The following is a 23,895-nucleotide window of genomic DNA, read 5'->3' on the forward strand; positions in this document are numbered from 1 at the left end:
GATGTCGATGTCGATGTCGATGTCGATGTCGAGGTTATCGTAGCGCCCCGGATTCTTTCGCGCGCCAAATTGTATCGCTGTTGCAATTACGATTACGACAACGACAACGACAACGATCGCGTTCTTTGTAACCTGTTCTTGACTCGTCAACAAGCACCGCACAGAGTGCGGCGCTTAAGGTCACCGGTAACAATAGATATCGCGATACGCGATATAGCTCGCAATGATCAGCACCGGCACCAGAACGAAGAGGGCCAGGCCCAGGGTCAGGATACTGGCCAGCGACAGACCCAGGGCCGCCAGGCCAAAGACCAGGAAGGGCAGGATGTTGCGCCAGCAGCCTTGAAAACTGAGTGTGAAGGAGCGCAGTACCGGCACCTCATTCAGGGCCACCAGGACCGGGGCGAAGAACGTGGCCATCCCCAGGGGGACGAAGAGCAGCAGTAGGAGCAACACCGGCAGGAGCACGAACACCATGCTCTCAGGCCCCAGCTGGTTGGGATCGAAGCTCTGGTGATCGATCCCGGCGATGACCTCCGGGCCGGCAAGCAGATACACGGCGAGCGCCCCAAGCAGCGCTATGGCGAGCAGGAGCAGGACGGAAAACCCCAAGGTGGCCACCCCGATCAGGGCGAGGGACCCGGGATTACGCTGGAACCCCGCGAACAGGTGCGCGACCTGGAAGCCGCCGCCCTGTTGCTGGACCTGGGCGCCGATCATCAGGCCCCCGGCCAGGATGGGGCCCAGCGCGATCATGAGAATCCCGCCGAGGCTATAGGGCACCGCGTTGAGCACGATGGAGATCAGGACATAGACCAGGAAGGCACCGATCCAGGCCCAGGGCCGACCCTTGAAGAGCCCCCAGGCGTCGCGTACCCAGCCCCAGCCACGGCCGGCAGACACCGCCCGCGGTGGGCGCAGGGCCGCGCCGCGCCCACCGATCGCGGGCGGGGTCAAATCCGCCGTGGGCGGGGCATAGGGGTTGTCGCCACGGGCCGCGCCCGCCCCGTTCGCCTGTTCGGCGCGCCGGGCGAGATAGCGCTCCACCACGAGCCCGCACGCCTGGCAGACCCCCGTGACGGGGGAGACCGCGGGCTGCCGACACTTGGGGCAGCGCGACCAGTCGGCGGCCAGGCCCGAGGCGGGTGCGGAGGCCGGTTGCGAGAGCGCTTGCGAGGTGGGCGTGTCGTCATAGTACGAGGCCATTTCGCTATGGCCGATGTCGATGCTCGGGGTCAGATCCACCGACAGTTGCGACGTCGGGGGCGGGCTCTCGGGCTGGGGCTCCAGCACGATCAGGAGTCCGACCTTTTTGAGCGCGGCGCTGTAGTGTTGCGCCTTGGCCTGGTCCAGACCGTGCTTGAGCACGGTGCGGCGCCCGGCCAGGATGATCTCGCGGGCGCGCTGTTCGCGCACCCGAAAGCGCTTGACGAAGGCCGCGATGATCTGCTCAGCGGTCAGCCCGGGGAGCGTTTCACCGTTGAAGACGATGCGGTAAAGGGTTTCCATCGTGCTTGCAGTGCCTCTGGAGTTGAGTGGGCCGAAGGGCCGGGCGGTGCCCGACGCCCCCGGGTCAGACGGTGACCCGCTTGAGCCAGCGCAGGATGCCGGGCTCGGCCTCCCAGACGTCGCGCATGGCCTCCCGATACATCCAGGCCTGGTCCTCGCCGCCCGGGGTGACCCCGAGCGGGCTGAGCCGCGGCCGCTTGATGCGTTTGCGGGTCAGATAGCGGGGGATGCGCGGCAGCCGGTCGACCGCAGTCCCCAGGGCGGCCCGCGCCCGCTCCTGTTCGCCCATCCGATACAGGGCCAGCACCTCGCCGTAGGCCAGGTCCGCCAGCAGATCGTCCGGGAAGCGGCGCACCAGGGCCAGCGCCCGCTGGTCCTCACCGGTGCGCAGGTAGTGGTTCATGAGTTCGGCCCGCACCCCATGATTGTCCTGTGGATTGAGCCGCAGCAGGGTCTCCAGGGTGAGCGCCGCGGCCTGGGGCTGGCCTTCATCGAGCTGACACAGGTAGCGCCGGAACAGCAGCCGCAACGCCGGCCGGTTGCGCTCCCGCGTCCAGGGCAGGTGGTAGGAGACCTCCGGCGGCAGGGTGCAGGTGACGAGCGCCCAGGCCCGGTCCACCAGGGGCCGCAGCAGGGCGTGGGCGATCCAGGGCAGCGCGCTCTCCGGGTGTTCGTACAGGGCGGAGGCCAGGTCGTCCAGGCACTCCAGGCTGTCGGCCGCCTCCGGATGGCCGAGCAGGTAGTCGCTCCACTGGGCGGACAGCCAGACGCGCCCTTCATCGCCCAGGGTCAACTGGGTGGATTGCGGCTTGCCGCCGGGGAAGAGCTCACGCCATAGGGCCTCCAGACGCCGCACCGCCGGGGGCGGGCGCAACTCGGCGGGGATGCTGTAGACCATCAGGGGACGGCGTCGCACCAACCCCTGCCCGTCGTCGAACAGGGGGAGTTGGCCCGCCGCCTCGACCTCGCGCGCCGGACGCACCGGGGCCACCCGATAGGTCGGCAGGGGCCGGGCAGTCGCCACCGCCACCCAGTCGTGCAGGTCCAGGAGGATCGGGTCCAGCGCGTCGGCATGGCTGTCGACCAGGGCCTCCTGGGGGTCTTTGACGGCCTGGGCCAGGAAGTCCATGAACCCCTCCTCCCGGTACCCGACGCGGCGCAGCCGATGCAGCCAGAAGCGCGCCCGCGCCCGCGCCAGGTCGTCCTTGTGCTGGGCGGCGAGCAGGGTGATCTCCAACAAGGCGGTGCCGGGATTGTCCGGGTCACTGCGCAGCGCCGCGGCGAAGGCGCGCTCGGCGCCCGCGAAGTCCCCCTCGTCGAGGTACATGGTGCTGCGCCGCTGCCAGGCGGCGGCCTGCAGCGCGCGGCTGCCCTCGCGGCAGAGGCGCTCCAGGAAGGCGAGCTTCTTGCGCCAGTGATCGAGCCGGTCATAGGCGTCGCACAGCACGTCGAAGGCCGGCTCGTAGTCACCGTCCAGGTCCGCCAGGGGGCCGGCGAAGACCGGCTCCAGCAGGGTCACGGCGCGCCCGGGCCGGTCCTGCTCCAGCCAGCGGTCCGCCAGGCGGGCGAACAGGGGGCTGGGGATAGCCCCCGAGTCGAGGGCCTCTTTGAGCGCCCGCTCGGGGAGTTCGTCGAGCAGCAGCTCCCAGATCAGTTCGCTGGAGAGTTCCGGCAGGTCATCGACACCGCCGCAACAATCGCGGTAACGCTGCCCCGAGCCGCAGGGACAGGGCGCCTCGGGCAGGGGACAGGGCAGCGGCTGCGTACTGAATCCCAGCGCCGGGCGCGGGGTCGCGTTCCAGATGGAGGTGGCGAGCAATTGGGCCAGGCGCCTGATCTCAACCACGTCAAGCTCATGGTCATGCAGCCCAAGCAAGTCGGGGATCTCGGCCTCGGCCCAGGTGAGGAAGGCCTCCGGGGTGGCCCCGCCGATGATATGACGCACCGCGAGCAGGATGACCTGCTCAAAGCGTTCGGTGTCTGCGCTCTCATGGTGGAACATCTCGCGTTCCTCCTGCTCAGGTGGCGATCCGATAGCGCTCAAGTAGGATTCGGACGTCAGCGTTCTCACCTTGGATTCTACCCCGGTTGCGGGCCTTCGTGTCGACCGGAGGTCAGGCCGCCGACCAGCGCAGGCACGGACCGGGCGTCGTTGTCGTTGTCGTAATCGAACAATCCGATCACGACCACGACAACGACAACGACCAGGACAGCGTACCCGGGATCTCGGTCACCACAGCAGTTCTGATCGCAACCCCCGTGACCGGTCGGTCTGAAGCGAGGCCTCCCAAGCGTTATAGTGGGAGGAACCCTGAGAATCCCCTTCTTGCCCCCACCGAGTGCACGCGATGGCGCAGCCCCAGGTCAGAATCTTTGTCTCCTCCCCCGCGGACCTGGACCACGAGCGGGCCCTGATCAAAGACATCATCGAGGCGCTCGCGCAGGAGTATCTGCCCTATTTCAAGCTCCAGCCGGTGCTGTGGGAGGAGGAGGCCCTGACCGCGGCCCAGAGCTTCCAGGCGGGGCTGCTGCGGCCCGCCGAGTGTGAACTGGTGCTGGTGATGCTGTGGACGCGCCTGGGCACGCCGCTGGCGGACGACCCCTATGGCGGGATGACCGGGACCGAGTGGGAGTTCGTCGATGCGGTGGAGGCCTTCGCCCGCGGCGGCCAGCCGGAGGTCCTGGTCTACAAGAAGACCACGCCGCGGCTGATCGACATCACCGATGCCCCGGCCACCCACGAGGCGGTCGCCGACCGGGAGCGTCTTGAGGCCTTCTTCCGCACCCACTTCTTCAACGCGGACGGGAGCTTCCGTCGCGCCTTCCGGCAGTTCGACAGCGACCGCGTGCTGCGCGAACTGGTCGAGGGGCAGGTGCGCAAGCTGCTCAACCGGCGCATCAGCGTGGAACTGGGCCGCCGCCCCGGGGCCGGCGAGTGGCGCGACAGCCCCTTTCGTGCCCAGGACCCCTATCAACTGGCCGATGAGCCGGTCTTCGTCGGGCGCGAGACCGAGACCCGGGAATTGGTGGCGCGCCTGGATGCCAACCGCGGGGGCGGGCGCGGGCTGGTACTGATCACGGGACCCTCCGGGGTCGGCAAGTCGTCACTGGTGCACGCCGGGCTCCTGCCGCGGCTGGTGCGGCCCTACCTGTTCGCCGGGGTCGCCGGCTGCCGCTGGTGCCGGCTCGACTGCCAGGGTCCGGAGCCGGTCGCGGACCTGGCCCGGGCGCTGCTGGCACCGGCCCTGCTGGGCACGGCCCTGGACGGCTTCGGTCTGGACCAGGCCGGGCTTGCGCGCCTGCTGGAGACCGAGCCCGCGGTGGCGGCGGCGCAGGTGCAGGCGGCCCTGGCCCGGCTGGTCGGCGAGGCCGGGCAGCCGGTCGGCAGCACCGACGGCCGCCAGCAGTTGGCCCTGATCCTGGACCCCCTGGACGGGCTCTTCGGCGCGGGGGTGCAGGAACGCGCGCCGACCCAGACCTTCGCCCGGGCCCTGGCCGCCCTGGCCGCCCAGGACGGGGTCTGGATCGTCGCCACGCTGCGCAGCGACCACCTGCGCCGACTCCCCCAGATCCCGGCCCTGGCCGCCCTGCTGGACGAGCACAGTTGGTACCCCTTGGAGCCCCCGCCCGCCGCCCGCATCCGCCAGGTGCTCGAGATCCCGGCGCGCATCGCCGGGATCGAATACGAGGGCACGGCCGGGCGCGGCCTGGTGGACCTGCTGGAGGCGGAGGCGAGCGACCTGACCCACTGGCCGGCGCTCCTGGAGCCGGTCCTCGCCGACCTCTATGCGCGGGCACGGGCGCCGCTGGCGGACGACGACGGGGCCGACGGCGAGGCGGGGGAACGCGCCGCCCCGGACGCCGACGACAACGCCGCCGCCAGGCTGCGCCTGCGCATCAGCGACTATCGCGCCCTGGGCGGGATCAGCGGCACTACCCGCACGCGCGCCCAGGCACTCTGGGAGGGGCTCGATGATGCGACCCGCGCCGCCCTGCCCATGTTGTGCCGGGCGCTGATCGCACTGGAGGGCGGCCCCGCCTCACGCCCCATACCCCGCGCCGGGGACCTGCGCGCCCTGGAGCGGGACCCGGACTGCGCCCGCCTGCTCGCGGCCCTGATCGCGGCACGCCTGGTGGTGGCGGCCGGGGTCGCCGACCCCGCCGAGCACCTGCCGTGCGCCCGGACCGATGACCACCTGTTCGCGGCCGTCGCGCGCCTGGCGCGCGAGACCCGCGAAGAATGGCGGGCGCGGCTCTTCCCGCGGCGCGCCACCGCGGCCCTGGCCCGGGGCGACGCGACCCAGCCCCCACCCGCCGACCCCGGGTCCGAGGGGCCGCCGGCCGTCGCCCAGTGGCGCGACTTTCGACCCATGGCAAGCCTGATCCACCAGACCCTGATCGACACCTGGGCACCGGTGCGCGACTGGCTGGCCGACCCGGGCAACCGGCGCGACCTGCAGCTGCGCTTCCAGATCACCCGCCAGGCGCGGTTGTGGAAGCGCACCGACTGCAATCGCGAATACCTGCTGGGCGAGGTCGGCTACGCCGCCGCCCGGCGCTTCGCCGACGCCTTTCCCGGCGAACTGGAGCCGGTGGAACTGGAGTTCCTGGAGCGCTCCCGCGACCAGCTCCGCGCCCAGCGGCAACGCAACCGCTGGGCGCGCCTCCTCGGACTGACCCTCGTGGTGCTGCTACTCGTCGCCAGCGCGGCCGCCTTTTGGGCCGCCGATGCCTCGCGCGCCGCCACGCTCAACCTGCACCGCAGCGAGATCAATGCCGCCAACCTGGCGATCAACCAGGGCAACACCCCGGTGGCGGTGCGCCTGGCGCTCAACGCCGGCCGCGACCTGCCCCAGGCCGCCACCGATACCTTGAGCCGCGCCTTCAGCGCCAACCGGCTGATCGCCATGGTGCAGGCCGGCGGCTCAACCCCCGAGCGCCCGCTCTCACCCGGCATCAGCGACGACGGCAACCTCCTGGCGACCCTCAGCGCCCGGGATGGGGCTGGCCTGTGGCGCCTCACCGACAACCGCTTCGCCTTCGACCGGCCACTCGCCAGCCCCGCGTTCCCCATCCACGCGGTACGCCTTGCCGACAGCGAAGGTGAACCGTCACTGATCCTGGGGCTCGGCGAGGCCGGGGTCTGGCGGCTGCCGGCCGCGGACGGGGCGACGCCGGACTGGTCCTGCGGCGTGCGGCCCGGGGGGATCATCGCCCTGGACCCCAGGCACCGCTACCTGGCGCTCGCCCAGGGTGTTGCGGCCGACGGCTTCGGCCTGTGCCTGCTCGACCTCCAGCAGCCGGGGCCGCCCCGGTGGAACGTACCGCTGCACCGGAAGGAGATCCGCGGGGTCGCCTTCGCCCCCGACGGGCTGCGGCTGGTCACCGCGTCGCGCGACGGGACGGCCCGGGTCCTCGACACCAGGACCGGCGCCGAGCGGCTGACCCTGCACCCGACCGGCCCCCTGAACCGCCCGCTCACCCGTGCCATCTTCGACAATCGCGGGCAGCAACTGGCCATCGCCACGGTCGACGAGAGGGTAAGGGTCTTCGGCGCGGACGGCGGCGAGTTGATGGTGCTCGGGGAGGTGGTCCACGATGGACGCCCGGTCCGCATCCATCAGTCCGCCGTGCGCGACCTGGCCTTCGCGCCCGCCGACCGCTACCTCCTGGCCGGTGACGACGAGGGGCAGGTGGTGCGCTGGGATCTCAGCCGCGGGGACGCCGAGATCCTGGGTCAGCACCGCCTCGCCGTGGAGCGCATCCGCGTCTCCCCGGGGGTCGACCCCCGGGCCGGTGAGCCCTTGGTGTTGACCGCCTCGGCCGATCAGACGGCGCGCCTGTGGGGGCTGCGCAGCGGGCGCCAGTTCGCCGTCTACACCCACGAGGCCCCGATCTCCGCCGCGCGCTTCAGCCTGGACGGGCGGCGCGTCCTGAGCTACTCGGAACAGGACGGCTCGGCCCGGGTCTGGTCGGTGGGATACGCGAGCACCCTCGCCTTCCGACTCCCCCACGACGACCACGTCTCGCACCTGGACCTGGCGCGACCGCCCAAGGAACTGGACGCCGACCCCGGGGCCTTCCTGATCGCCAGCGGGTCATTCGACGGCCTGGTCCAGGTCTGGCGCTACGACCCCGCCGCACCCTGGGCGGCACCGGGGGAGATCTGGCGGCTCCTCGGGCACCGCGCGCGGGTGCGCCGCGTCGCCTTCTCGCCCTCCGGGCGGCAACTGGCCAGCGCCGCCTACGACGGCAGCGCCCGGGTCTGGGACCTGGTCACCGGCGGCGGCTGCGCCCTGGAACCGCCCGCGCCGCCCGCGCCCGCGCCGACCCCGGCGCCCCCCCGGGGCCGGGCGCCGGCGCCGGCGTCGACGCCGGCCCCGGCGCGGGCGCCGGGCAGCGAGTTCTACCGGGTCCTGTTCGCACCCGACGGGCGTTGGCTCCTCACCACCTCCAACGAGTCCGCCCACTCGGTGCGCCTGTGGGACCCGGCCGCCTGCCTGGAACTGCCGCTCCCCGCGGGCCTTGCGCAGGAGACCGGCAAGGTCCAGGCGGCCGCCGTGGCCGCCGCTGCCGACGGCACCCAACTGGCCGCCGTCGGCAGCGACCAGGGGTGGCTACGCCTGCTGCGCCAGACGCCCGACGGCACCTGGGACCTGATGTGTCGGCTCCAGCCCCACCAGGGGGCTATCACCGATCTCGCCTTCGCGCCGGACGGCGGCACCCTGGCCAGCGTCGGCGAGGACGGGCGGGTCGCCCTGATCGCACTGGCCGGCGGGCGCTGCGGCGAGCCCCTGCCCCTGAAGGGGGGCACCCAGACCCTCTACAGTGTCCGCTTCGCCCCGGACGGGGCAGCCCTGGTGACCGCCTCCCTGGACGGCCGCGCCCAGGTCTGGGACACCGGCGGCACCCTGCTCGCGGACCTGAAGGGCCACAACGACCGGCTCACCTACGCCGAATTCAGCCCGGACGGACACTGGCTGCTCACCGCCTCGCGCGACGGCGCCGTGCGCCTGTGGCGTCGCCCCAAACCGGTCGCCGTGGGGGCCGCCGGGCCGCCGACCCAGGAGTCCTACCTGGTGATGGAGGCCGACCTGGGCGGGGCGCGCATCGCCCGCTTCAGCCCCGACGGCAACAGCATCGCCGCCGCCTACCGTCAGGACGCGGTGGTCCTGTGGCGCGTCTGGGCCGAGGACCCGACCCCGGACCCGGCACTCAGCGCCGACTGGGGCGCGGAGCGGGCGCGCCTCGCCCTGATCCGGGAGGCGGTGCGCTTTCGGCGGGACAATGGGCTAGGGGGGCTGAGCGGGGGGAACTGAAAGGAGCGCGGGCGTCTCGCCCGCGCGCTTAGCTCCAGAGTCAGGACCAGATGCACACCGTCATCGAAACGCCGACCTTTACGAAGCAGGCCGACCGAGCAGTCCCACCTCAGCCCTGCCGATATTCCGGAGCGCCACACATGAGCACGATGCCACTGGAGCAGATAGCACAGGCGATCGAAGCGGATGCGGGCGAGCCCCTTCCCGGGCTGCGCGAATCACTCGCCGAGATGGCCGCCGATGAGCGCGGGCGCACCTATACCCGGGAGCAACTCGCCCTGCGCGCGGCCCGTACCGCCTTGGGCCTGTCCCAACCGGCCTTTGCCCGGCTGCTGCAAACCCCGGTCGGCACGGTGCGCGACTGGGAACAGGGGCGCTTCCCGCCTCCCGGCAGTGCGCTGTTGGTGGCACGGTTGGCAGTGGAACACCCGGAGATCTTGCGGCCTTATGCCGCGGCTGACTGATCGTTCGGCCCTCGCCGCGCGCACTTGGCCCCGCTGCGGCGTGGTCAGGGGGTTACGCTGACGCCTGCAACCTGCCAGGCACCAGCGCCCACCCGCCGTCGGGCAATAGGGGGACAGACCACCGGCAATAGGCGGCAATAGGGGACAGACCCTGAGGTATCCCCACGAATTTCGCCTCCGTTTATTCACCCAACAATAGCGCCTGATGGAATTGGGCCACCTGCTCTTCCGGCGCTAGGAACTCGGATAGAGCGATCTCCACTTTCGTGATATTCAGAATGAGCGAGGCAAGAAACGACAGGGAATAGACGCGGCGCTTGGAACTGCTCGCATGCATACCGCGCTGGAGGTTCAATCGCTCCGCCGTCGCACCGATCATAAAGAGTAGGAAAGCCGCCAGTGCGGCAATCATAACGAGAATGGAAAGGCGCTTGAGGTCGTGTGAACGGTTGGCCTCGTAGCCCTGACCAAAGTACAGGTTCTTCATGTCGCGGAAGCCTTCTTCTATCTGCATGCGCTGGCGATAGATGCGCACGATCGCCTTCGCTGCCAAATGCCCCAAACGGCGCGTCGCCATGAGCAGCCACGGCTCACGCTGACTGCGGGCGGCCTTGCGACTTTTGCGCGAGCGTGCGATGCGCCCGGATGCTGTCTTATCATGACGACCGCACTTGGGCAGACGGACCAAGACCATGACGACGGGCAATGGGTTGCTTCTCACCCAGTCGCCGATGCCGAGCCGAACGGGTTTTGTTGTTGCTTTCGTAAACAACGACTTGCCACTAATCCAATCGGCGTTCAGGCGCACATAGTCGCGCCCCCGCAGGCGTCCGACCCAGCGCCAGCCAAGGGCCTCGACGGCACGGAAAAAAGGCACCTTAAAGCCGGCATCGGCGATGATGATGGGTGCGGCACCAGGCGGCAACAAGCCCGCCACGGTGTGGAGAAAACGCTCTTGGACCTTGGGGTTGCCGAGGTCGCAGGTGGGATGAATTTCCTCGTAGAGGGTCAAGGCGTGACCGCCGACCGCGATCGACGCGCGCAACAGTTGAAAGGATTGATCGACCTTGATAGGCGACCAGTCGATGAGAATCAGCGGTTCGGGAATCCGGGCCAGGGTCACCCGGCACAGGGCGCCGTAGATCGCCGTGCGCTCGCGATACAGGTGAGGATTGCCGATCACGCGGTCGGCACGCTTGATCTTGTGTTTCAAGGACGTCGGGCCTGGCAGGCGCCGTCCCACCGAGGTGATGGATAAACCCGTGCCGGCAACGCAGGCGGCCACCATGTCGAAGAGCGATACCAAGCGTTTTAAGTGGATACATGACAGCCACTGACCGAGCCAAGAGTGCAACAATATCGACGCGTGCATGAGGGGCCTCCTGTGGGCTTTGCCTTCCTAACAGTGTGGCAACAAACCCTCATGCACGCACACCGAAACTGAAAATGAATTCTAGGCCGCTGTTTTTATGGCTGTTTTCGTGGGGATACCTCAGGGACAGACCACGGTTTCCCCCGGAAGTCCCCTGCCCCGGCAGTTAAGAAGACAAAGAATGGCCTAACGCAACACATGAGTCTTCCTGTCGGAGTTATTCGGCCGCTGTCATGCAGGCGCGCACCGCTTTGGTCTTTTGCGCCAGGTGAATAGCAACTATAAATGCCGCGCGGTTTATTGCATATGGTAGCGCACATGAACTAAGATAATGACCACCTGGCAATCCAAGCGGCGAATCGATCCCGATGAACCTGGGATCGATTTCGCCGATTTAGCTCCGTTCTTCGATGGCGATCTCTTGACTCGGGAAGACGTTGGAGAGGCATACGATGAACGCCGGTTTCAGGGCATTGGTGTGATCTGCGGTGTCGCCCTTTTTGTTGTGTGGACGCCACGCGGCGCAACGGGAGACGAACCCCATCTCATTTCAGCCCGAAAGGCAGTAGGTCATGAACAAAGAGCATGGTCGCAGCGCTACCGCAAAAGGCGCTGAAGAAAATACCGACTGGGAGAAGCTTCGCGCCTTGCCGGATTCTGAAGTTCTCTTTACCGACGACGCTCCCGCTACTTTGCCGGAAGATTGGGCCGATGCGCTGGCGCATACGGGACTGCCGGTTCCGCCGCGCAAGACTCAGATCGCACTACGCGTCGATGACGACGTCCTGGAGTGGTTTAAGGCCCAAGGCGTTGGGTACCAAACCCGCATGAACGCTGTTTTGAGAGCTTTTCGTGACGCGCATGTGCGTAGCGCTGGAGCCCAGCAGTAGCGCCAGCTCCCCTAGTCCGGGGTACAATTCATTGGATATAGGGGACGTACCACGCGGTCTATCTTGATATACCGGTTGGCTTAGTCGGCCGTTTTTCGACCAACGCACGATTCCTCATCATCACGGCTTATGAAATCAACGGCTAGCGGCGGCAACTATGCACGGGTATCATTGCGAGTATTGCCAGGATACGGTACGAGCAAGAGTCGTCAAAAGAGGGGCGTTTAGGCACAAGACGCAATTTGTGATACTGGAAGATATGACAACAGGGATTTGCGATACTTGCGGAAATCGCTACTACTCGGCGGATCTTGTTCGTTCCGTTCATGATATCGCAACTGGAGCAGGCACTGGTTCAGTTTGGTTCTTCCTTATCCTTATGTTTTTGTAGTATTTTTATAACCTGGGCTGTCGAACTCTAAGGACCTCATCCCACGAGAGTCCCTGCTGGAGAATCCCCAGAGCCACCGCAGGAACCTGTTTTGTCGTGAAGTGGCTGCGAATAAAGTTATGGACAATCCACAACATATCCAATGTTCTTTGCAAACCAGAAATGCTCTTCGCGTACGTATTCGTTCGGCGGCGATAAGCAGAATTCTTTCGCCGAAATGAAGCGTTCGATGCTTCCAAATGATTAGCATGAATATCGGCTGGCGTCACATCTTGATCGGTTTCTGGATGCTCCGGATGAGGGGTTTCGTATTTGGGACGCGAGTGCCCCGTTCTATCAGTTCCTTTCCCTTTATTCTTAAGGCGCACCTTCACACCGCGACGAAGCACTTTCGGTGGGCGGCCGCGTTTTCCGGTTCGCAATACTTCGTGGCAAATTTCAAACAGGAGATTGCCATACCGACGTTCCCCGTCGGTGACTAGAGTGACATCGCCAGTACGCAGGATGACATCTCTAAGTATTTGTATGGCATATGAAAATAGGCTGCGATCCTTTTTCCCGCACTGAAGCGCCCAGATAAATCGACTTGCCCTTTCCATCAGTACGATCGTCCAGCCTTCACAATCCTCCGGGGGGACATTCCTATTCACTTTCGTATAAAGCTCATCACCTTCGATCAGTTGCTCAATAAAGGTGTGCGTCAGGGCATATATGACCAGCACATCCTTGCAATCGGCCAGGCGACGCTCCCATAGGAGCAACGTATTCTTCGCAATCGCGAAGGCCCGGCAGGCGGCGTTCAAGCCGATCCCCTCAGTGCGCGTTTTGAGCACTTGAATGATGAAGCTGGTCGGTTTCCTGAGCCCCTCGATAAGGGTGGCTTTGGTCTCGGAAAAGAGCCTATTGCAACTTTGACATCGCCACAGCAAACGCGTACCGTTATGACCGGTTTGATACGTCTTGTGATGCCGACAATTCTGTGAATTGCAATGAGGGCATGTCCATTGTCCGTTCAAGAAGTTCTCACTTATTCAAAAAGTGACGGAAACCCGCGCCGAACTAGATATATTACATATATTTCAATGTCTTGTAAACAGGAATTAAACTGAACCAGTGCCCTGGAGCACGACCAGCGGAAAATACGGAAGCGGTTCTCGTCGGCCGGCAGAATGCCGCCAGGCGCTGATGATGGATTGAAAAAGGGCGCGGGATTCGTCGGGATACCTCAGGGTTTGTCCCCGCTTGACCCCCCGATTGATTCCCGATCGGGCATTGCAGAACCTTTGCGAGCTTGACGCCTAGGCGTGACCACTGCGCGGTTCGGGATCAAGGGTCTTGTCCATCGCATTCCCGCGGTTGCGGCCGCAGCATTGCCGCCTGGACCACTGAAGATGCAGCGCGCGGGCGCGCTCAAGGTCTTGACTTTCAGTCTGATTTTTGATTCACTGGCGGCCGCCATGCGACCTTTGAGCTAGTTCGTCTGCCGGCATCCGGTCAGGCGGCATAACCGGATTCCCTGCCATGCGGTACCGCGAAGCCAAACCGGAGGAACTTGAGCAGGTGCTCCAGGTGCACCGGCTCGCCTTCAACCGTCAGGACGAGTCCCTTCTCGTTACTGCGCTCCTGCAAGACGAGACCGCGCTGCCGGTGCTCTCTTGCGTCGCCGAAGAAGACGCTACCGTTGTAGGTCATGCGCTGTTCACAGCACTGGCCCTGGTCGCCACCAACTCCCCCGTTGAGTGCGCTGTCCTGGCTCCGTTGGCGGTACTGCCAGGGCACCAGAACGCAGGTGTCGGGCGCAATCTCATCGAGTACGGGTGCCAGGAGCTACGCCGGCGAGGAACAATGTTCTTGTTCGTGCTTGGCGACCCGGGCTACTACACCCGTTGCGGGTTTCAACCCGCCATCCCTCACGGGCTCCGTGCTCCGTACACCATCGTGCCCGAGGAGGCGTGGATGGTCCGGCCCCTGGGGCCGCACATTCTGGGCACTGTCCAAGGCACCGTGGTCTGCGCTCGGTCGCTTCAGCCCGAGTCGTACTGGAGAGAATAAGAACACGGGGCGAAAACGGGCAAAACAGGGAAAAAAGCGGGTAAAAAGGCCCAGGCGAGTCGCCGCCAAGGCGACGCAATGGCGCGCCGCGAGTTCGACCTGAGTGCGGCGCGTTCGTTCCCCGAGAGGGCAGGCGACAAACATCGCCGAACCGGTCACCTGCGATAAGGCTTGCCACGCCGGGCAGGTCCCGGCATCGGGTGCTGTTGTCGGCCTTGCGGATTGCGGTCTCTGCTTTGGTCGGGGCAAGGGGCCGGGGGCGAGTCGTTGGTTGCGCAGACGAAGATGGCAGGTTCAGCGCGAGGGGCGGTGACGGCCGCCGGCCGTTCGTCGGCCGCCGTGCCGCCCCATGCCGGACTGCAAAAGCGAACAGCCGGTTAGCGAACGACGCTAACCGGCTGTCTGATTTGGTGGGTCGTGTAGGATTCGAACCTACGACCGATGGATTAAGAGTCCACTGCTCTACCAACTGAGCTAACGACCCGAAAGAATTAAGCCGCGTAGTCTAGGGCTTCCGATACGTTTGTCAACCGCGGCCGCAGCGGCCGGCATCACACTTGATAATGGGGTGGACGATGGGGATCGAACCCACGACCACGGGAATCACAATCCCGCGCTCTACCAACTGAGCTACGTCCACCATTGACTCGAGCACGATCGCATCTTCATCGATCGGCCGCCCGCCGTGGGCGGTAAACTTGGCGCGCCCGGCAGGACTCGAACCTGCGACCCACGGCTTAGAAGGCCGTTGCTCTATCCAGCTGAGCTACGGGCGCCTAAACGCAGTGCGGACCGCAACCGTTGAGCGCGCGCCGTCCGGGCTCAAGTGCGTCCCTCACGCACCCTGTCCTGCGACAGTCTCCGAAAAATGGTGCTTTGGTCGGGGTAGAGGGATTCGAACCCCCGACATCCTGCTCCCAAAGCAGGCGCGCTACCAGGCTGCGCTATACCCCGGATTCGGAAGCAACTCCAAACTGGAAGACGCGGAAGTCTACCCCCGCGCCCGGGTCTAGTCAATCGAGTGCTGGCCGACACGAGTCCCGTGCCTCCCGACAGGGATCTGCGCGCACCCGGCCGCGGCGGCCAGGGCTGCCCCTTGGTGCGCTATCATGCAGGTCTGGTCAGCAGCGGGGCAAGATGGCGATGAGCGCACAAATTCTCGACGGCAAGGCGGTAGCGGCGGAGATCCGCGCGCAGATCCGGGCTCAGGTGGCCGCCGGACTGGCCGCGGGCGGACGGGCACCGGGGTTGGCGGTGATCCTGGTAGGGGAGCACCCGGCTTCCCAAGTCTATGTCCGCAACAAGCGCAAGGCCTGCGTCGAGGTGGGCTTCCTCTCCGAACAGCACGCGCTCCCCGCCGACACCAGTCAGTCGGACCTGGAGGGGCTGATCGACCGACTGAATGAGGACCCCCGCATCGACGGCATCCTGGTGCAATTGCCCCTGCCGGGGCACCTGGACGCGGAGGCGATCACCGAGCGCATCCTGCCGACCAAGGACGTGGACGGCTTCCACCCCTACAACCTGGGCCGTCTGGCCCTGCGTATGCCGCTCCTGCGGCCCTGCACCCCCAAGGGCGTTATGACGCTGCTGGGGCGCACCGGTGCCGACCTCGCCGGGCTGGACGCGGTGATCATCGGCCAATCCAATATCGTCGGCCGACCCATGGCCCTGGAATTGCTCGCGGCGCGCTGTACCATCACGGTCTGCCACAGCCGCACCCGAGACCTGGCCGGCAAGGTGCGCGGGGCCGATGTGCTGGTGGCGGCGATGGGGCGGGCACGCTTCGTGCCCGGGGACTGGATCAAGCCCGGGGCCCTGGTCATCGATGTCGGCATCAACCGCAACCCTGACGGCACGCTCGTCGGTGACCTGGACTACGCCGCCTGCGCCGAGCGTGCGGCCTGGATCACGCCGGTCCCGGGTGGGGTGGGCCCCATGACCATCGCCTGCCTGCTGGAGAACACCCTCCAGGCAGCGCAACTGCATGGGGCGCGACCGGCAGGAGACTGATCCGGGAGCGCCGGGCGCCGACCCCGCTGCGGGACGGGGCATGCGCCCCGTCCCGAACGTTCTTGACCGCGCAACACGCTGGAAGGCTGATGGTTCGCGTGGCGCGCCGAAACGGTTCCGGACGGGGCGAATGCCCCGTCCGGCCGCGGCGTCGGGCGCCGGCCACTGCCCACCGCCATCAAAGCACCTTCGTGACCAACTTGACGGCCGGGTCTTCGAGGTCGGCATCGATGCGGAAGCCCAGGGACTTCATCAGGGCCAACATGCGGGTGTTGGCGGTGAGGACCTCGCCCTCCATGACGCGGAAGCCGCGCCGCCGCGCATTGGCCATCAGTGAGCGCATGAGCCGCGCGCCGATCCCCAGGTTACGCCAGGTATCGGAGACCACGACGGCGAACTCGCAGGCTTCGCCCCCCGGGCGCGAGTTATAGCGGGAGATGCCCACCGCCGCCTCTTCGCCATCGTGTTCGATCACCCCGATCAGGGCCATCTCCCGGTCGTAATCGATGTGGGTGAAGCGCACCAGCATCTCCGGGGTCAGTTCCTTGATCGCCTGCATGAAGCGGAAATATTTGGTCTGCTCGGACAGTCCGCGGACGAATTCCTGTGTCATATCCGCGTCTTCCGGGCGGATCGGGCGGATCACCAGGTCCTTGCCGTCCGGGAGTTGGACCCGCTCCAAGAGACTCACCGGGTAGGGGTGGATGGCCATGTGACCGTAGGTGGTCTGCTGCGGCGGGCGGTAATTGACCTGGATTCGGGCATCCACGGCGAGCACCTCCTTGTCATTGCCGATCAACGGGTTGATCTCCATCGACAGGATCTCGGGCAGCTCGCAGACCATCTCGGAGACGCGCTGCAGGATGCGCGCCAGGGCCACCTTGTTCATCGACGGGATCTGTTGACGCGCCTCCATCATGCGCGCCACCCGGGTGTGCTCGATCATCCGCTGGGTAATGAAGGCATTGAGCGGCGGCAAGCCCAGGGCGCGGTCTTCCAGCATGTCGACATCGGTGCCGCCGGGGCCGAAGCTGATGACGGGACCGAAGATGGAGTCGCGCTTCACCCCGATCGCCAGTTCCCGGGCCGCGTGCTTGGAGACCATGCGCTCGACCGTCACCCCATCGACGCGGATGTCCGGGCGCAGGCGCTTGGCGCGTTCGACGATTTCGGTATAGCTGCGGCGCACCGACTGGGCATCGCCGACATTGAGCACGACGCCATCGACGTCCGACTTGTTTTCCAGGTCCGGGGAGTTGATCTTGACGACCACCGGAAACCCCAGGGCCTCCGCCGCCATCAAGGCCTCATTGGCGCTGTTGGCCCGCACCGCCTGCATGGTGGGGATGCGAAAGGCCGCCAGCACCGCCTTGGCCTCGATGATACCCAGGAGTTTGCGCCCCTCCGACATCACCCCTTCGATGATCAGGCGTGCGCCCTCCACGTCCGGGGGCTCCTGGTGGGACAGGGGTCCCGGAGACTGCATCAGCAGTTGCTGGTTGCGCAGGTGCCGGGCGAGAAAGGAGAAGGCCTCGATGGCCGTCTCCGGGCTCTCGAAGTGCGGGACATGGTACTCGGCGAACAGGGCCTGGGCCTCGGCCACCCGGTTGCCGCCCATCCAGGAGACGATCACCGGTTTCTTGTTCTTTTTCATTGCCTCGATCACCTGCTCCGCGGTGAGCGTCGGCTCACCGAAGCCCAGGGGGGCAAAGATGACCAGCACCCCGTCGACCTCGTGATCGGCGAGACAGGCATCGAGCGCGACCCGATAGCGCTCCGGGGAGGCATCCCCGATGATGTCCACAGGGTTACCATTGGACCAGTAACCGGGCAGGGCCTTTTCCAGTGCCTGGGAGGTCACCTCCGAGAGGGGGGCGAGCGTGAGCCCCAGGTCCTGGGCGCGATCCGCGGCCAGCACCCCGGGCCCGCCCCCGTTCGTAATGATGACGATCCGCTCCCCTGTCAGGCGCCGTCCCGTCCCGAACACCTGCGCGGCGGCGAACAGCTCCTCCAGGTGCGCCACCTGGACGACCCCGGCGCGCTCGGTGACCGCCCGAAAGACGTCCTCCGAGCCGACGAAGGCCCCGGTGTGGGAGCGGATGGCCCGGGTACCGGCCGCGTGCCGACCGGCCTTGACCACTACCACCGGCTTCAGCCGCGCCACCGCCCGCAGTCCGCTCATGAAGCGCCGCGCGTTGCGGATGCCCTCCACGTAGAGCAGGATGCACTGGGTATGGCTGTCCAGCGCCAGGAAGTCCAGGATGTCGCCGAAATCGACATCCGCCGCGGCCCCCATGGAGACCACAGCGGAGAGCCCGAGCTGGCGCCGCTCCGACCAGTCGATCATGGCGCTGCAGATCGCCCCCGACTGGGCCACCAGGGCGACATTGCCGCGCCGCGGCATGTCGTGGCCGGCGCTGGCATTGAGCCCATGTTGGGGGCGGATGACCCCGTGACAGTTGGGCCCGAGCAGCCGGATGCGGTTGCGCCGCGCCGCCTCCACCAGCCGGTCCTGCATGGCCGCCCCCAGGTCGCCGCGCTCCCCGAACCCGGCCGAGTAGACCACCGCCACCTGGACCCCGTAGCCGCCGCACTGGTCCAGGATCCCCACGACCTGGTTCGCCGGGGCGGCGATCAGGGCCAGGTCGATGTGTTTATCGAGCGTACTCAAGTCCTTGTAGCACGGCAGCCCACCCACCTCCGCATACTTCGGATTGACCGCGTAGGTGTGGCCCTTGAAGGTCCCGGTCAGCAGGTTGCGAAAGACCTGGCCGCCGACTGAATCCGCGTTGTCGCTGGCGCCGAAGACGGCCACGGCACCCGGCGTGAACAACTGATCTACATCAGACAAATGCATGGGGAGACTGCCCTCCCGGGCACGATTCGGTTTAAGCTTTAGGGGTGCCGGTCGGGCGTGAGCCTGACGGCAAACAGGACAATCATCAACAATAATCGCGCGGGTTCCCGCGGCCGACGGCCGCGGCCCCCACGGCAGTCGAGCACCAAGGACCCATCATGAACCTCGCTTTCATCTCCCACGAGTGCTGCCGGGAGCACCAAATGGGCGCTTTCCACCCGGAATGCCCGGAGCGGCTCCATGCGATCTCCGACCGCATGATCGCCTCCGGTATGGAAATGCTGGTCACCCATTATGACGCCCCCGAGGCCACCCTGGACCAACTGGCGCGGGTCCACGACCGGGCCTATATCGCGCGCATCTTTGCGGCCGCGCCCAAGGACACCGACGCGCTGGCCTGGCTGGACGGCGACACGGCCATGAACCGCGGCACCCTGCCCGCGGCCCTGCGCTCCGCCGGGGCGGCCATCATGGCGGTCGACCTTGTCATGAGCGACAAACACCACGCCGTCTTCTGCTGCGTACGCCCGCCGGGGCATCACGCCGGACGCGACAGCGCGGCGGGCTTCTGCTTCTTCAACAACGTGGCAGTCGCCGCCGCCCACGCCCTGGAGCAGCACGGGCTTAAGCGGGTCGCCATCGTGGACTTCGACGTCCACCACGGCAACGGCACCGAGGACATCTTCACGGGCGAGCCACGGGTGCTCTTCTGCTCGAGCTTCCAGCACCCCTTCTACCCGGGCACCGGGGCCGACACCGTGGAGCCCAATATCATCAACCTGCCCATGCCGCGCCTGACCAGCGGGACCGATTTCCGCGCCGCGGTCACCCGCGCCTGGCTGCCGCGCCTGGACGCCTTCGCCCCGGAAATGATCCTCGTCTCCGCCGGATTCGATGGTCACGCCGAGGACGACATGGCGCATTTCAACCTGCGCGAGGCGGACTATGCCTGGATCACGCGGGAACTGCACAACCTGGCGGTCAAGCACGCACATGGGCGGATCGTTTCGTTCCTCGAGGGGGGCTACAACCTGTCGGCCCTGGGGCGGTGCGTCAGCACCCATGTGGACGAACTGATCGGGCACGGGTAATCGGCGAGGAGGGCGGGCCGCCATTGTTGCACTGCAACATCAGAATAGGCGGGAATGGTCGCGGATGCAATGCTGATGCGACCGTCCCGCCGCGAGGTCCGCCGGTCGGCCCTGGCCCATGGAGCGCGGCACCTGTCAGGTCACGCTGGACCGGCCCAGGCGAGGTTCGGTTGGACGACGCTCAGGTCATCACAGCGCGCCGGGCTGACCGGTGCCGCCATCGATAGCCGATGGTCGGACCGCACGGCGCCCGGACTTGCCAAACTCAACGCATCCCTGAAGGCCATCGGACTGACCCTTACCGTAGGTTCCAGCCAGCCCGGCCGATCCGCCGAGCCCCAATCTATCCTTCGATCAGGGCCGGGTCAGGGCCCTCACCAGACAGCGCCCGAGTAAAGGCATCGAGGTCGAAGTCGTAGGCCCACTTGACCAACACCTTGCCAAGTGCCGCGTCCTGCTCCTGAACCTGCTCCACCAGCTCGGTGATCCGGATGAAGTCGCCCTGTTCAATCGCCGCCTTGAGGTCGCTGCGCCACCCACCGGGGCAGGCGGCCAGACGCCACGCCACCGCCGCGGGAGATAGCGGTGGCTCGGGCACCGGTCGTTGCGCGGCGCGAATGAACCGCAGCCCGACCCGGCGCTCAAGGATGGCAAAGAGTTCTGCGGCCAGGAACGGCTTGCAGGCGAATTCATCGCAGCCGCAGGCCAGGAACTGGTCGCGGTCTTCATTGAAAGCGCTGGCGGTGAGCGCCACGATGACGGTCCGCACCGCCGCGGGATGAGCCGCCATGAGTGCCTTGATCTGCCGGGTGGCCTCTTCTCCCGACAGGAGCGGCATCCGCATGTCCATGAAAATCACATGGGGTTGCCATTGGTTCCACACCGCCACGGCCTCCCGGCCATCGGCCGCCTCCCTGACGTCCAGCACCGGCGGTTGCGGATTCAGCGCGGTCAGCAGCGCCCGTAGCGGCGCTCGATTATCCGGCAGGTCATCGACGATGAGGACGCGGCACAACGGCTGGCCGGGTTCCAGACCGACAACGAGCCGCTCGGTGCGCGCGGTCGTCGGTGCGCCCGGGTCGCCCGGCGGCAATGACAGGGTAAAGGAGAAGCAACTACCCTGGCCCGGGGTACTGTCCGCGCTCAACTCGGCCCCCATCAGCCGCAGGATCTGACGGCTCAAGGCCAGGCCGAGCCCGGTCCCCTTCTGCGTTTGCCGGCCACTGGCGATCTGACTGAAGGGCTCGAACAACCGCGGCATATCCTCCGGGGCTATCCCCTCGCCTGAGTCGATGACACAGAAGCGTACCGCGTCACCCGTAAGCGGCGCGACCCGCAGTGTCACCGCGCCACTGGCCGTGAATTTGACTGCATTACCGACCAGGTTGATCAGCACCTGACGCAACTTCAATTCGTCGCCCAGCACCGTCCGGGGGAGCGCCGAGGCGGCAACGATCAGGGTCAACCCCTGGTCACGGGCGCGTCGCGCGAACAGCGCATCCAGGTCCGTCACCAGCCGTGGAAGGTCAAAGGGAGCCAACTGCTGGGTCATACGCCCGGCCTCGATCTTGGCCATGTCGAGGATGTCGTTGATGAGTGTCAGCAGGTGTTCGCCGCTGCGCTGGATGGTGGTCAGGGCGGCACTCTGGGAGCTATTGAGGTCGGGGTCACGAACCAGTACCTGGGTGAAACCGAGAATGGCGTTCAGGGGGGTGCGAATCTCGTGGCTCATGTTGGCGAGGAAGGTCGATTTGGCCCGATTGGCCTCCTCTGCCTCCTCTTTCGCAATGCGATAGTTTTGCTCACTCTCGCGCAGTGACTGTTCGCGTTGCGTGATCGCCTGTGCCATGGCCCGGAAGCGGGTGTGGATGTCGGCCAGTTCCTCGAATCGGTAGTCGGCGTCACCGTCGTGCACCGCCAACCGGCCCAATTCCAGGTCCCGCATCCGCTCGGCGAAGGCCGCGATGGGCTGTATGACCAGCCGATTGAATCGGCGGTTCTTGATCACGACCAGCAGGATCAAGCCGCCCAGGAAGGCGCCCAGGAAGGCCAGCAGGGTGTTGCGCTGGGTATCGAGCAACTGCGTGGGAATGAGGATCAGGATCCTGGCCCCGATGGCGCTGCCCGGCGCGATCATCGGTATCCAGCGACGGTTGCCGACAAGCAAGGTCCGACGTGCCGTGGGCGGCCCCGCCCACTTCCTTAAATCAAACATCGCGAGGTTCAGTCCCGGGTCGCCGGAGAGCATCACAAAGCCATCGCTCGCGACGAGCATCAGCGGGGTCCCGGAGAACTGGGAAAACTGGGTCAGGAAGTCCTGGACATAGGCGAGATTGAGGCGCCCCAGGTAGAGGCGCCCGCCGGGCCTGATGGCGAAATAGACGCTGGGTGCATCGTCCTCATGACCACGCATAATCTCGGACGCGTCGGTGCCCTCGCCAACCGATCTTAGATAGCCGCCCAGTTTTCCCCCCGAAAAGGAAAAGCCCGGAAACACCTTGGTGTCCGGGACGGACTTATAGATCCGCTCGACACGCAACTGTTGATCCAGTGAGTAGATGTCCGAAAAATCGGCAAAGAGTTTCAGCACACTCGGCGAACGCTCGGCCTCAGGCAGGTCCGCCAACCGCGCCAGGCTCGCACGCGCGTCATCGAGTTGACCCTCCAGAAACACCTGGACCCGGGCCGCGTCGGCCAGACGCAGGTCCAGATAGTTCCGGTTCATCTCGGCCAGCGTGAACCAGACGGCCGCGACCAGGATGGCGGATGTCAGGCCCAGCGCCGCAACCTCAAGCAGGAGATTGTAGCGCCGGAAGGTGGTACGGCGCCGCTGACTCATGGGAGTTCTTGCTTGGGATCAGTCAGGAAGTGGAAGGTGCCGGTGACATCCCCCGTCAGGTCGAAGGCGACCGGGCCCAGGCTGGTCTGATGCACCGGCACCGAGAGCAGGTAGCGCTTGACCTGCGCGGGATCGCTATAGCCTTGGGCGAAGGCCTCATCGAGCAGTTCCAGGGCCTGCCGCACCCCGATCGTCATGGCGTGGGCCTCATAGCCGAAGCGGGCGCGGTAGCGCCGCAGATAGTCGTCGAGTGCGCTATCCTGGTGACGCGAGGGATAGGGGCTGGGGAGGATGATCCGATCGATGGCGTCACCCGCGGTTTCCAGGATGGCCGGCGAGCGTGCCCAGGGGGTGAGCAGGATAGGGGCCTGCGGATGGAGATAGTGAAAGAGTTGCGCGATATTGCCGATGGGGGTCTGGAAGGTGCCGGCCAGGATGTAGAGCGCATCGAAGGCCTCCGCCATGAGTGCCCGATACTCATCGGGTTTGAAATCAGACACCATCAGTGTGCGGTGGACGATGCGCCACTGGCCCAGAACCTCGAGTTCAGTGGCGAAGGCCGCAAACGCCGGGTCGGTGTAGGCGAGATTGCCGGCGTCCTGCAACACCAGGAGGCGGGAACCCGGCCACTGGCTGACCTGGCGGGCGATGGCGCGCTGTTCCTGCTCGGCGTCGGGGATAATACGCAGGATCGAGTCATCCTTACCGGTCAGGGCCGGGCTGGTCGAGGCCGTAGTGATCATGAGGGCCTGGGAATCCGCGAACAGGTGCATGCTTGCGACGGCACAGCGCGACGGGTGGGTTGAGACGAAAAAGCGCACCCCGCGGCCGATGGCCTCGCGGATCACGGGGACCGAACGTTGCGCCTGCCACTCGTCGTCCAGCGGCAGCACCCGGATGCGACTTCCCGGATGCTCCTCCAGGAACAGATCGGCCGCGTTCATCTCGCTGGAACCAACCACGGCCGCGGAGGCCAGCCAGGCGACCACCCCCACCGATACGGGCGGCGCCTGGCGGACCTGCCGCCACAGGATCAGGGCCGCGGCGACCATGACCAACAGCGCGGACCACAGCAAAATTTTCTTGATCACTTTATCT

Annotated in this window: 15 protein-coding genes and 4 tRNA genes; 8 read left to right on the plus strand and 11 right to left on the minus strand. The window is 66.4% G+C overall.

Features of this window, described 5'->3' with window-relative positions:
• Positions 1–180: 180 nt before the first annotated feature.
• Both THSYN_RS27060 and THSYN_RS27065 read right to left on the minus strand, forming a co-directional pair.
• Positions 181–1,509 carry a BPSS1780 family membrane protein gene (locus THSYN_RS27060; protein ID WP_100921873.1) on the minus strand — a complete coding sequence of 443 codons (1,329 nt, stop codon included), beginning with the start codon at positions 1,507–1,509 and terminating at the stop codon, positions 181–183.
• 64 nt (positions 1,510–1,573) lie between these two features.
• The gene (locus THSYN_RS27065; RefSeq protein ID WP_100921874.1) at positions 1,574–3,511 is read right to left on the minus strand and encodes an SEC-C domain-containing protein; all 1,938 of its coding nucleotides are present in this window, start codon (positions 3,509–3,511) and stop codon (positions 1,574–1,576) included.
• A 346-nt stretch (positions 3,512–3,857) separates the two neighbouring features.
• On the opposite strand from THSYN_RS27065, the gene THSYN_RS27070 reads away from it, so the two are divergent.
• Positions 3,858–8,828: an nSTAND1 domain-containing NTPase gene (locus THSYN_RS27070; protein ID WP_100921875.1), complete on the plus strand. Its 4,971-nt coding sequence runs from the start codon at positions 3,858–3,860 to the stop codon at positions 8,826–8,828.
• A gap of 140 nt (positions 8,829–8,968) precedes the next feature.
• Positions 8,969–9,292: a helix-turn-helix domain-containing protein gene (locus THSYN_RS27075; protein WP_236848715.1), complete on the plus strand. Its 324-nt coding sequence runs from the start codon at positions 8,969–8,971 to the stop codon at positions 9,290–9,292.
• A 181-nt stretch (positions 9,293–9,473) separates the two neighbouring features.
• Here THSYN_RS27075 and THSYN_RS27080 read toward each other — a convergent pair whose 3' ends face one another.
• Entirely contained in the window at positions 9,474–10,664 is a 1,191-nt protein-coding gene (locus THSYN_RS27080) for an IS4 family transposase (protein WP_100918740.1), read from the minus strand.
• Between the two features lie 331 nt (positions 10,665–10,995).
• Here THSYN_RS27080 and THSYN_RS27085 point away from each other — a divergent pair, with 331 nt between their 5' ends.
• The 3 genes from THSYN_RS27085 (at position 10,996) to THSYN_RS37485 (ending at position 11,945) form a co-directional block, all read left to right on the plus strand.
• Positions 10,996–11,280, plus strand: a complete 285-nt coding sequence (locus THSYN_RS27085; protein ID WP_100921876.1) for a BrnT family toxin — start codon at positions 10,996–10,998, stop codon at positions 11,278–11,280.
• The gene (locus THSYN_RS27090; protein WP_100921877.1) at positions 11,237–11,554 is read left to right on the plus strand and encodes a BrnA antitoxin family protein; all 318 of its coding nucleotides are present in this window, start codon (positions 11,237–11,239) and stop codon (positions 11,552–11,554) included. The genes THSYN_RS27085 and THSYN_RS27090 overlap by 44 nt, the downstream gene beginning before the upstream one ends.
• Before the next feature lie 157 nt (positions 11,555–11,711).
• On the plus strand, positions 11,712–11,945 hold the full coding sequence (locus THSYN_RS37485; RefSeq protein ID WP_100921878.1) for a YgiT-type zinc finger protein: 234 nt from the start codon (positions 11,712–11,714) through the stop codon (positions 11,943–11,945).
• A gap of 5 nt (positions 11,946–11,950) precedes the next feature.
• On the opposite strand, the gene THSYN_RS27100 is transcribed toward THSYN_RS37485, so the two are convergent.
• Entirely contained in the window at positions 11,951–12,961 is a 1,011-nt protein-coding gene (locus THSYN_RS27100; RefSeq protein ID WP_100917404.1) for an IS1 family transposase, read from the minus strand.
• Positions 12,962–13,466: 505 nt separating this feature from the next.
• On the opposite strand from THSYN_RS27100, the gene THSYN_RS27105 reads away from it, so the two are divergent.
• Positions 13,467–13,997, plus strand: a complete 531-nt coding sequence (locus THSYN_RS27105) for a GNAT family N-acetyltransferase (protein ID WP_100921879.1) — start codon at positions 13,467–13,469, stop codon at positions 13,995–13,997.
• 408 nt (positions 13,998–14,405) lie between these two features.
• Here the strand turns inward: THSYN_RS27105 and THSYN_RS27110 are convergent.
• From THSYN_RS27110 to THSYN_RS27125, 4 genes are all read right to left on the minus strand, one after another.
• Positions 14,406–14,481: transfer RNA gene (locus THSYN_RS27110), tRNA-Lys, on the minus strand.
• An 80-nt stretch (positions 14,482–14,561) separates the two neighbouring features.
• A tRNA-His gene (locus THSYN_RS27115) sits at positions 14,562–14,637 on the minus strand.
• A 59-nt stretch (positions 14,638–14,696) separates the two neighbouring features.
• Positions 14,697–14,773, minus strand: a tRNA-Arg gene (locus THSYN_RS27120).
• Between the two features lie 101 nt (positions 14,774–14,874).
• Positions 14,875–14,951: transfer RNA gene (locus tag THSYN_RS27125), tRNA-Pro, on the minus strand.
• Between the two features lie 189 nt (positions 14,952–15,140).
• Here THSYN_RS27125 and folD point away from each other — a divergent pair.
• Positions 15,141–16,010, plus strand: a complete 870-nt coding sequence (folD, locus tag THSYN_RS27130; protein WP_157817964.1) for a bifunctional methylenetetrahydrofolate dehydrogenase/methenyltetrahydrofolate cyclohydrolase FolD — start codon at positions 15,141–15,143, stop codon at positions 16,008–16,010.
• Between the two features lie 178 nt (positions 16,011–16,188).
• Here the strand turns inward: folD and THSYN_RS27135 are convergent, their stop codons facing one another.
• Entirely contained in the window at positions 16,189–18,867 is a 2,679-nt protein-coding gene (locus THSYN_RS27135; protein WP_100921881.1) for a bifunctional acetate--CoA ligase family protein/GNAT family N-acetyltransferase, read from the minus strand.
• 158 nt (positions 18,868–19,025) lie between these two features.
• On the opposite strand from THSYN_RS27135, the gene THSYN_RS27140 reads away from it, so the two are divergent.
• A complete protein-coding gene (locus THSYN_RS27140; RefSeq protein ID WP_100921882.1) occupies positions 19,026–19,958 on the plus strand; it encodes a histone deacetylase family protein in 933 nt (310 codons plus the stop codon).
• A 343-nt stretch (positions 19,959–20,301) separates the two neighbouring features.
• Here the strand turns inward: THSYN_RS27140 and THSYN_RS27145 are convergent, their stop codons facing one another.
• Together THSYN_RS27145 and THSYN_RS27150 are read right to left on the minus strand one after the other, a co-directional pair.
• Positions 20,302–22,797, minus strand: coding sequence for an ATP-binding protein (locus tag THSYN_RS27145; RefSeq protein ID WP_100921883.1), 2,496 nt, complete (start codon positions 22,795–22,797; stop codon positions 20,302–20,304).
• Positions 22,794–23,888 (minus strand): ABC transporter substrate-binding protein, encoded by a 1,095-nt coding sequence (locus THSYN_RS27150; RefSeq protein ID WP_236848716.1) that lies wholly within the window; start codon positions 23,886–23,888, stop codon positions 22,794–22,796. Before THSYN_RS27150 ends, THSYN_RS27145 begins: the two co-directional genes overlap by 4 nt.
• Positions 23,889–23,895: the final 7 nt, after the last annotated feature.

This window comes from Candidatus Thiodictyon syntrophicum (genome assembly GCF_002813775.1).
In the GTDB taxonomy this organism is placed as follows: domain Bacteria; phylum Pseudomonadota; class Gammaproteobacteria; order Chromatiales; family Chromatiaceae; genus Thiodictyon; species Thiodictyon syntrophicum.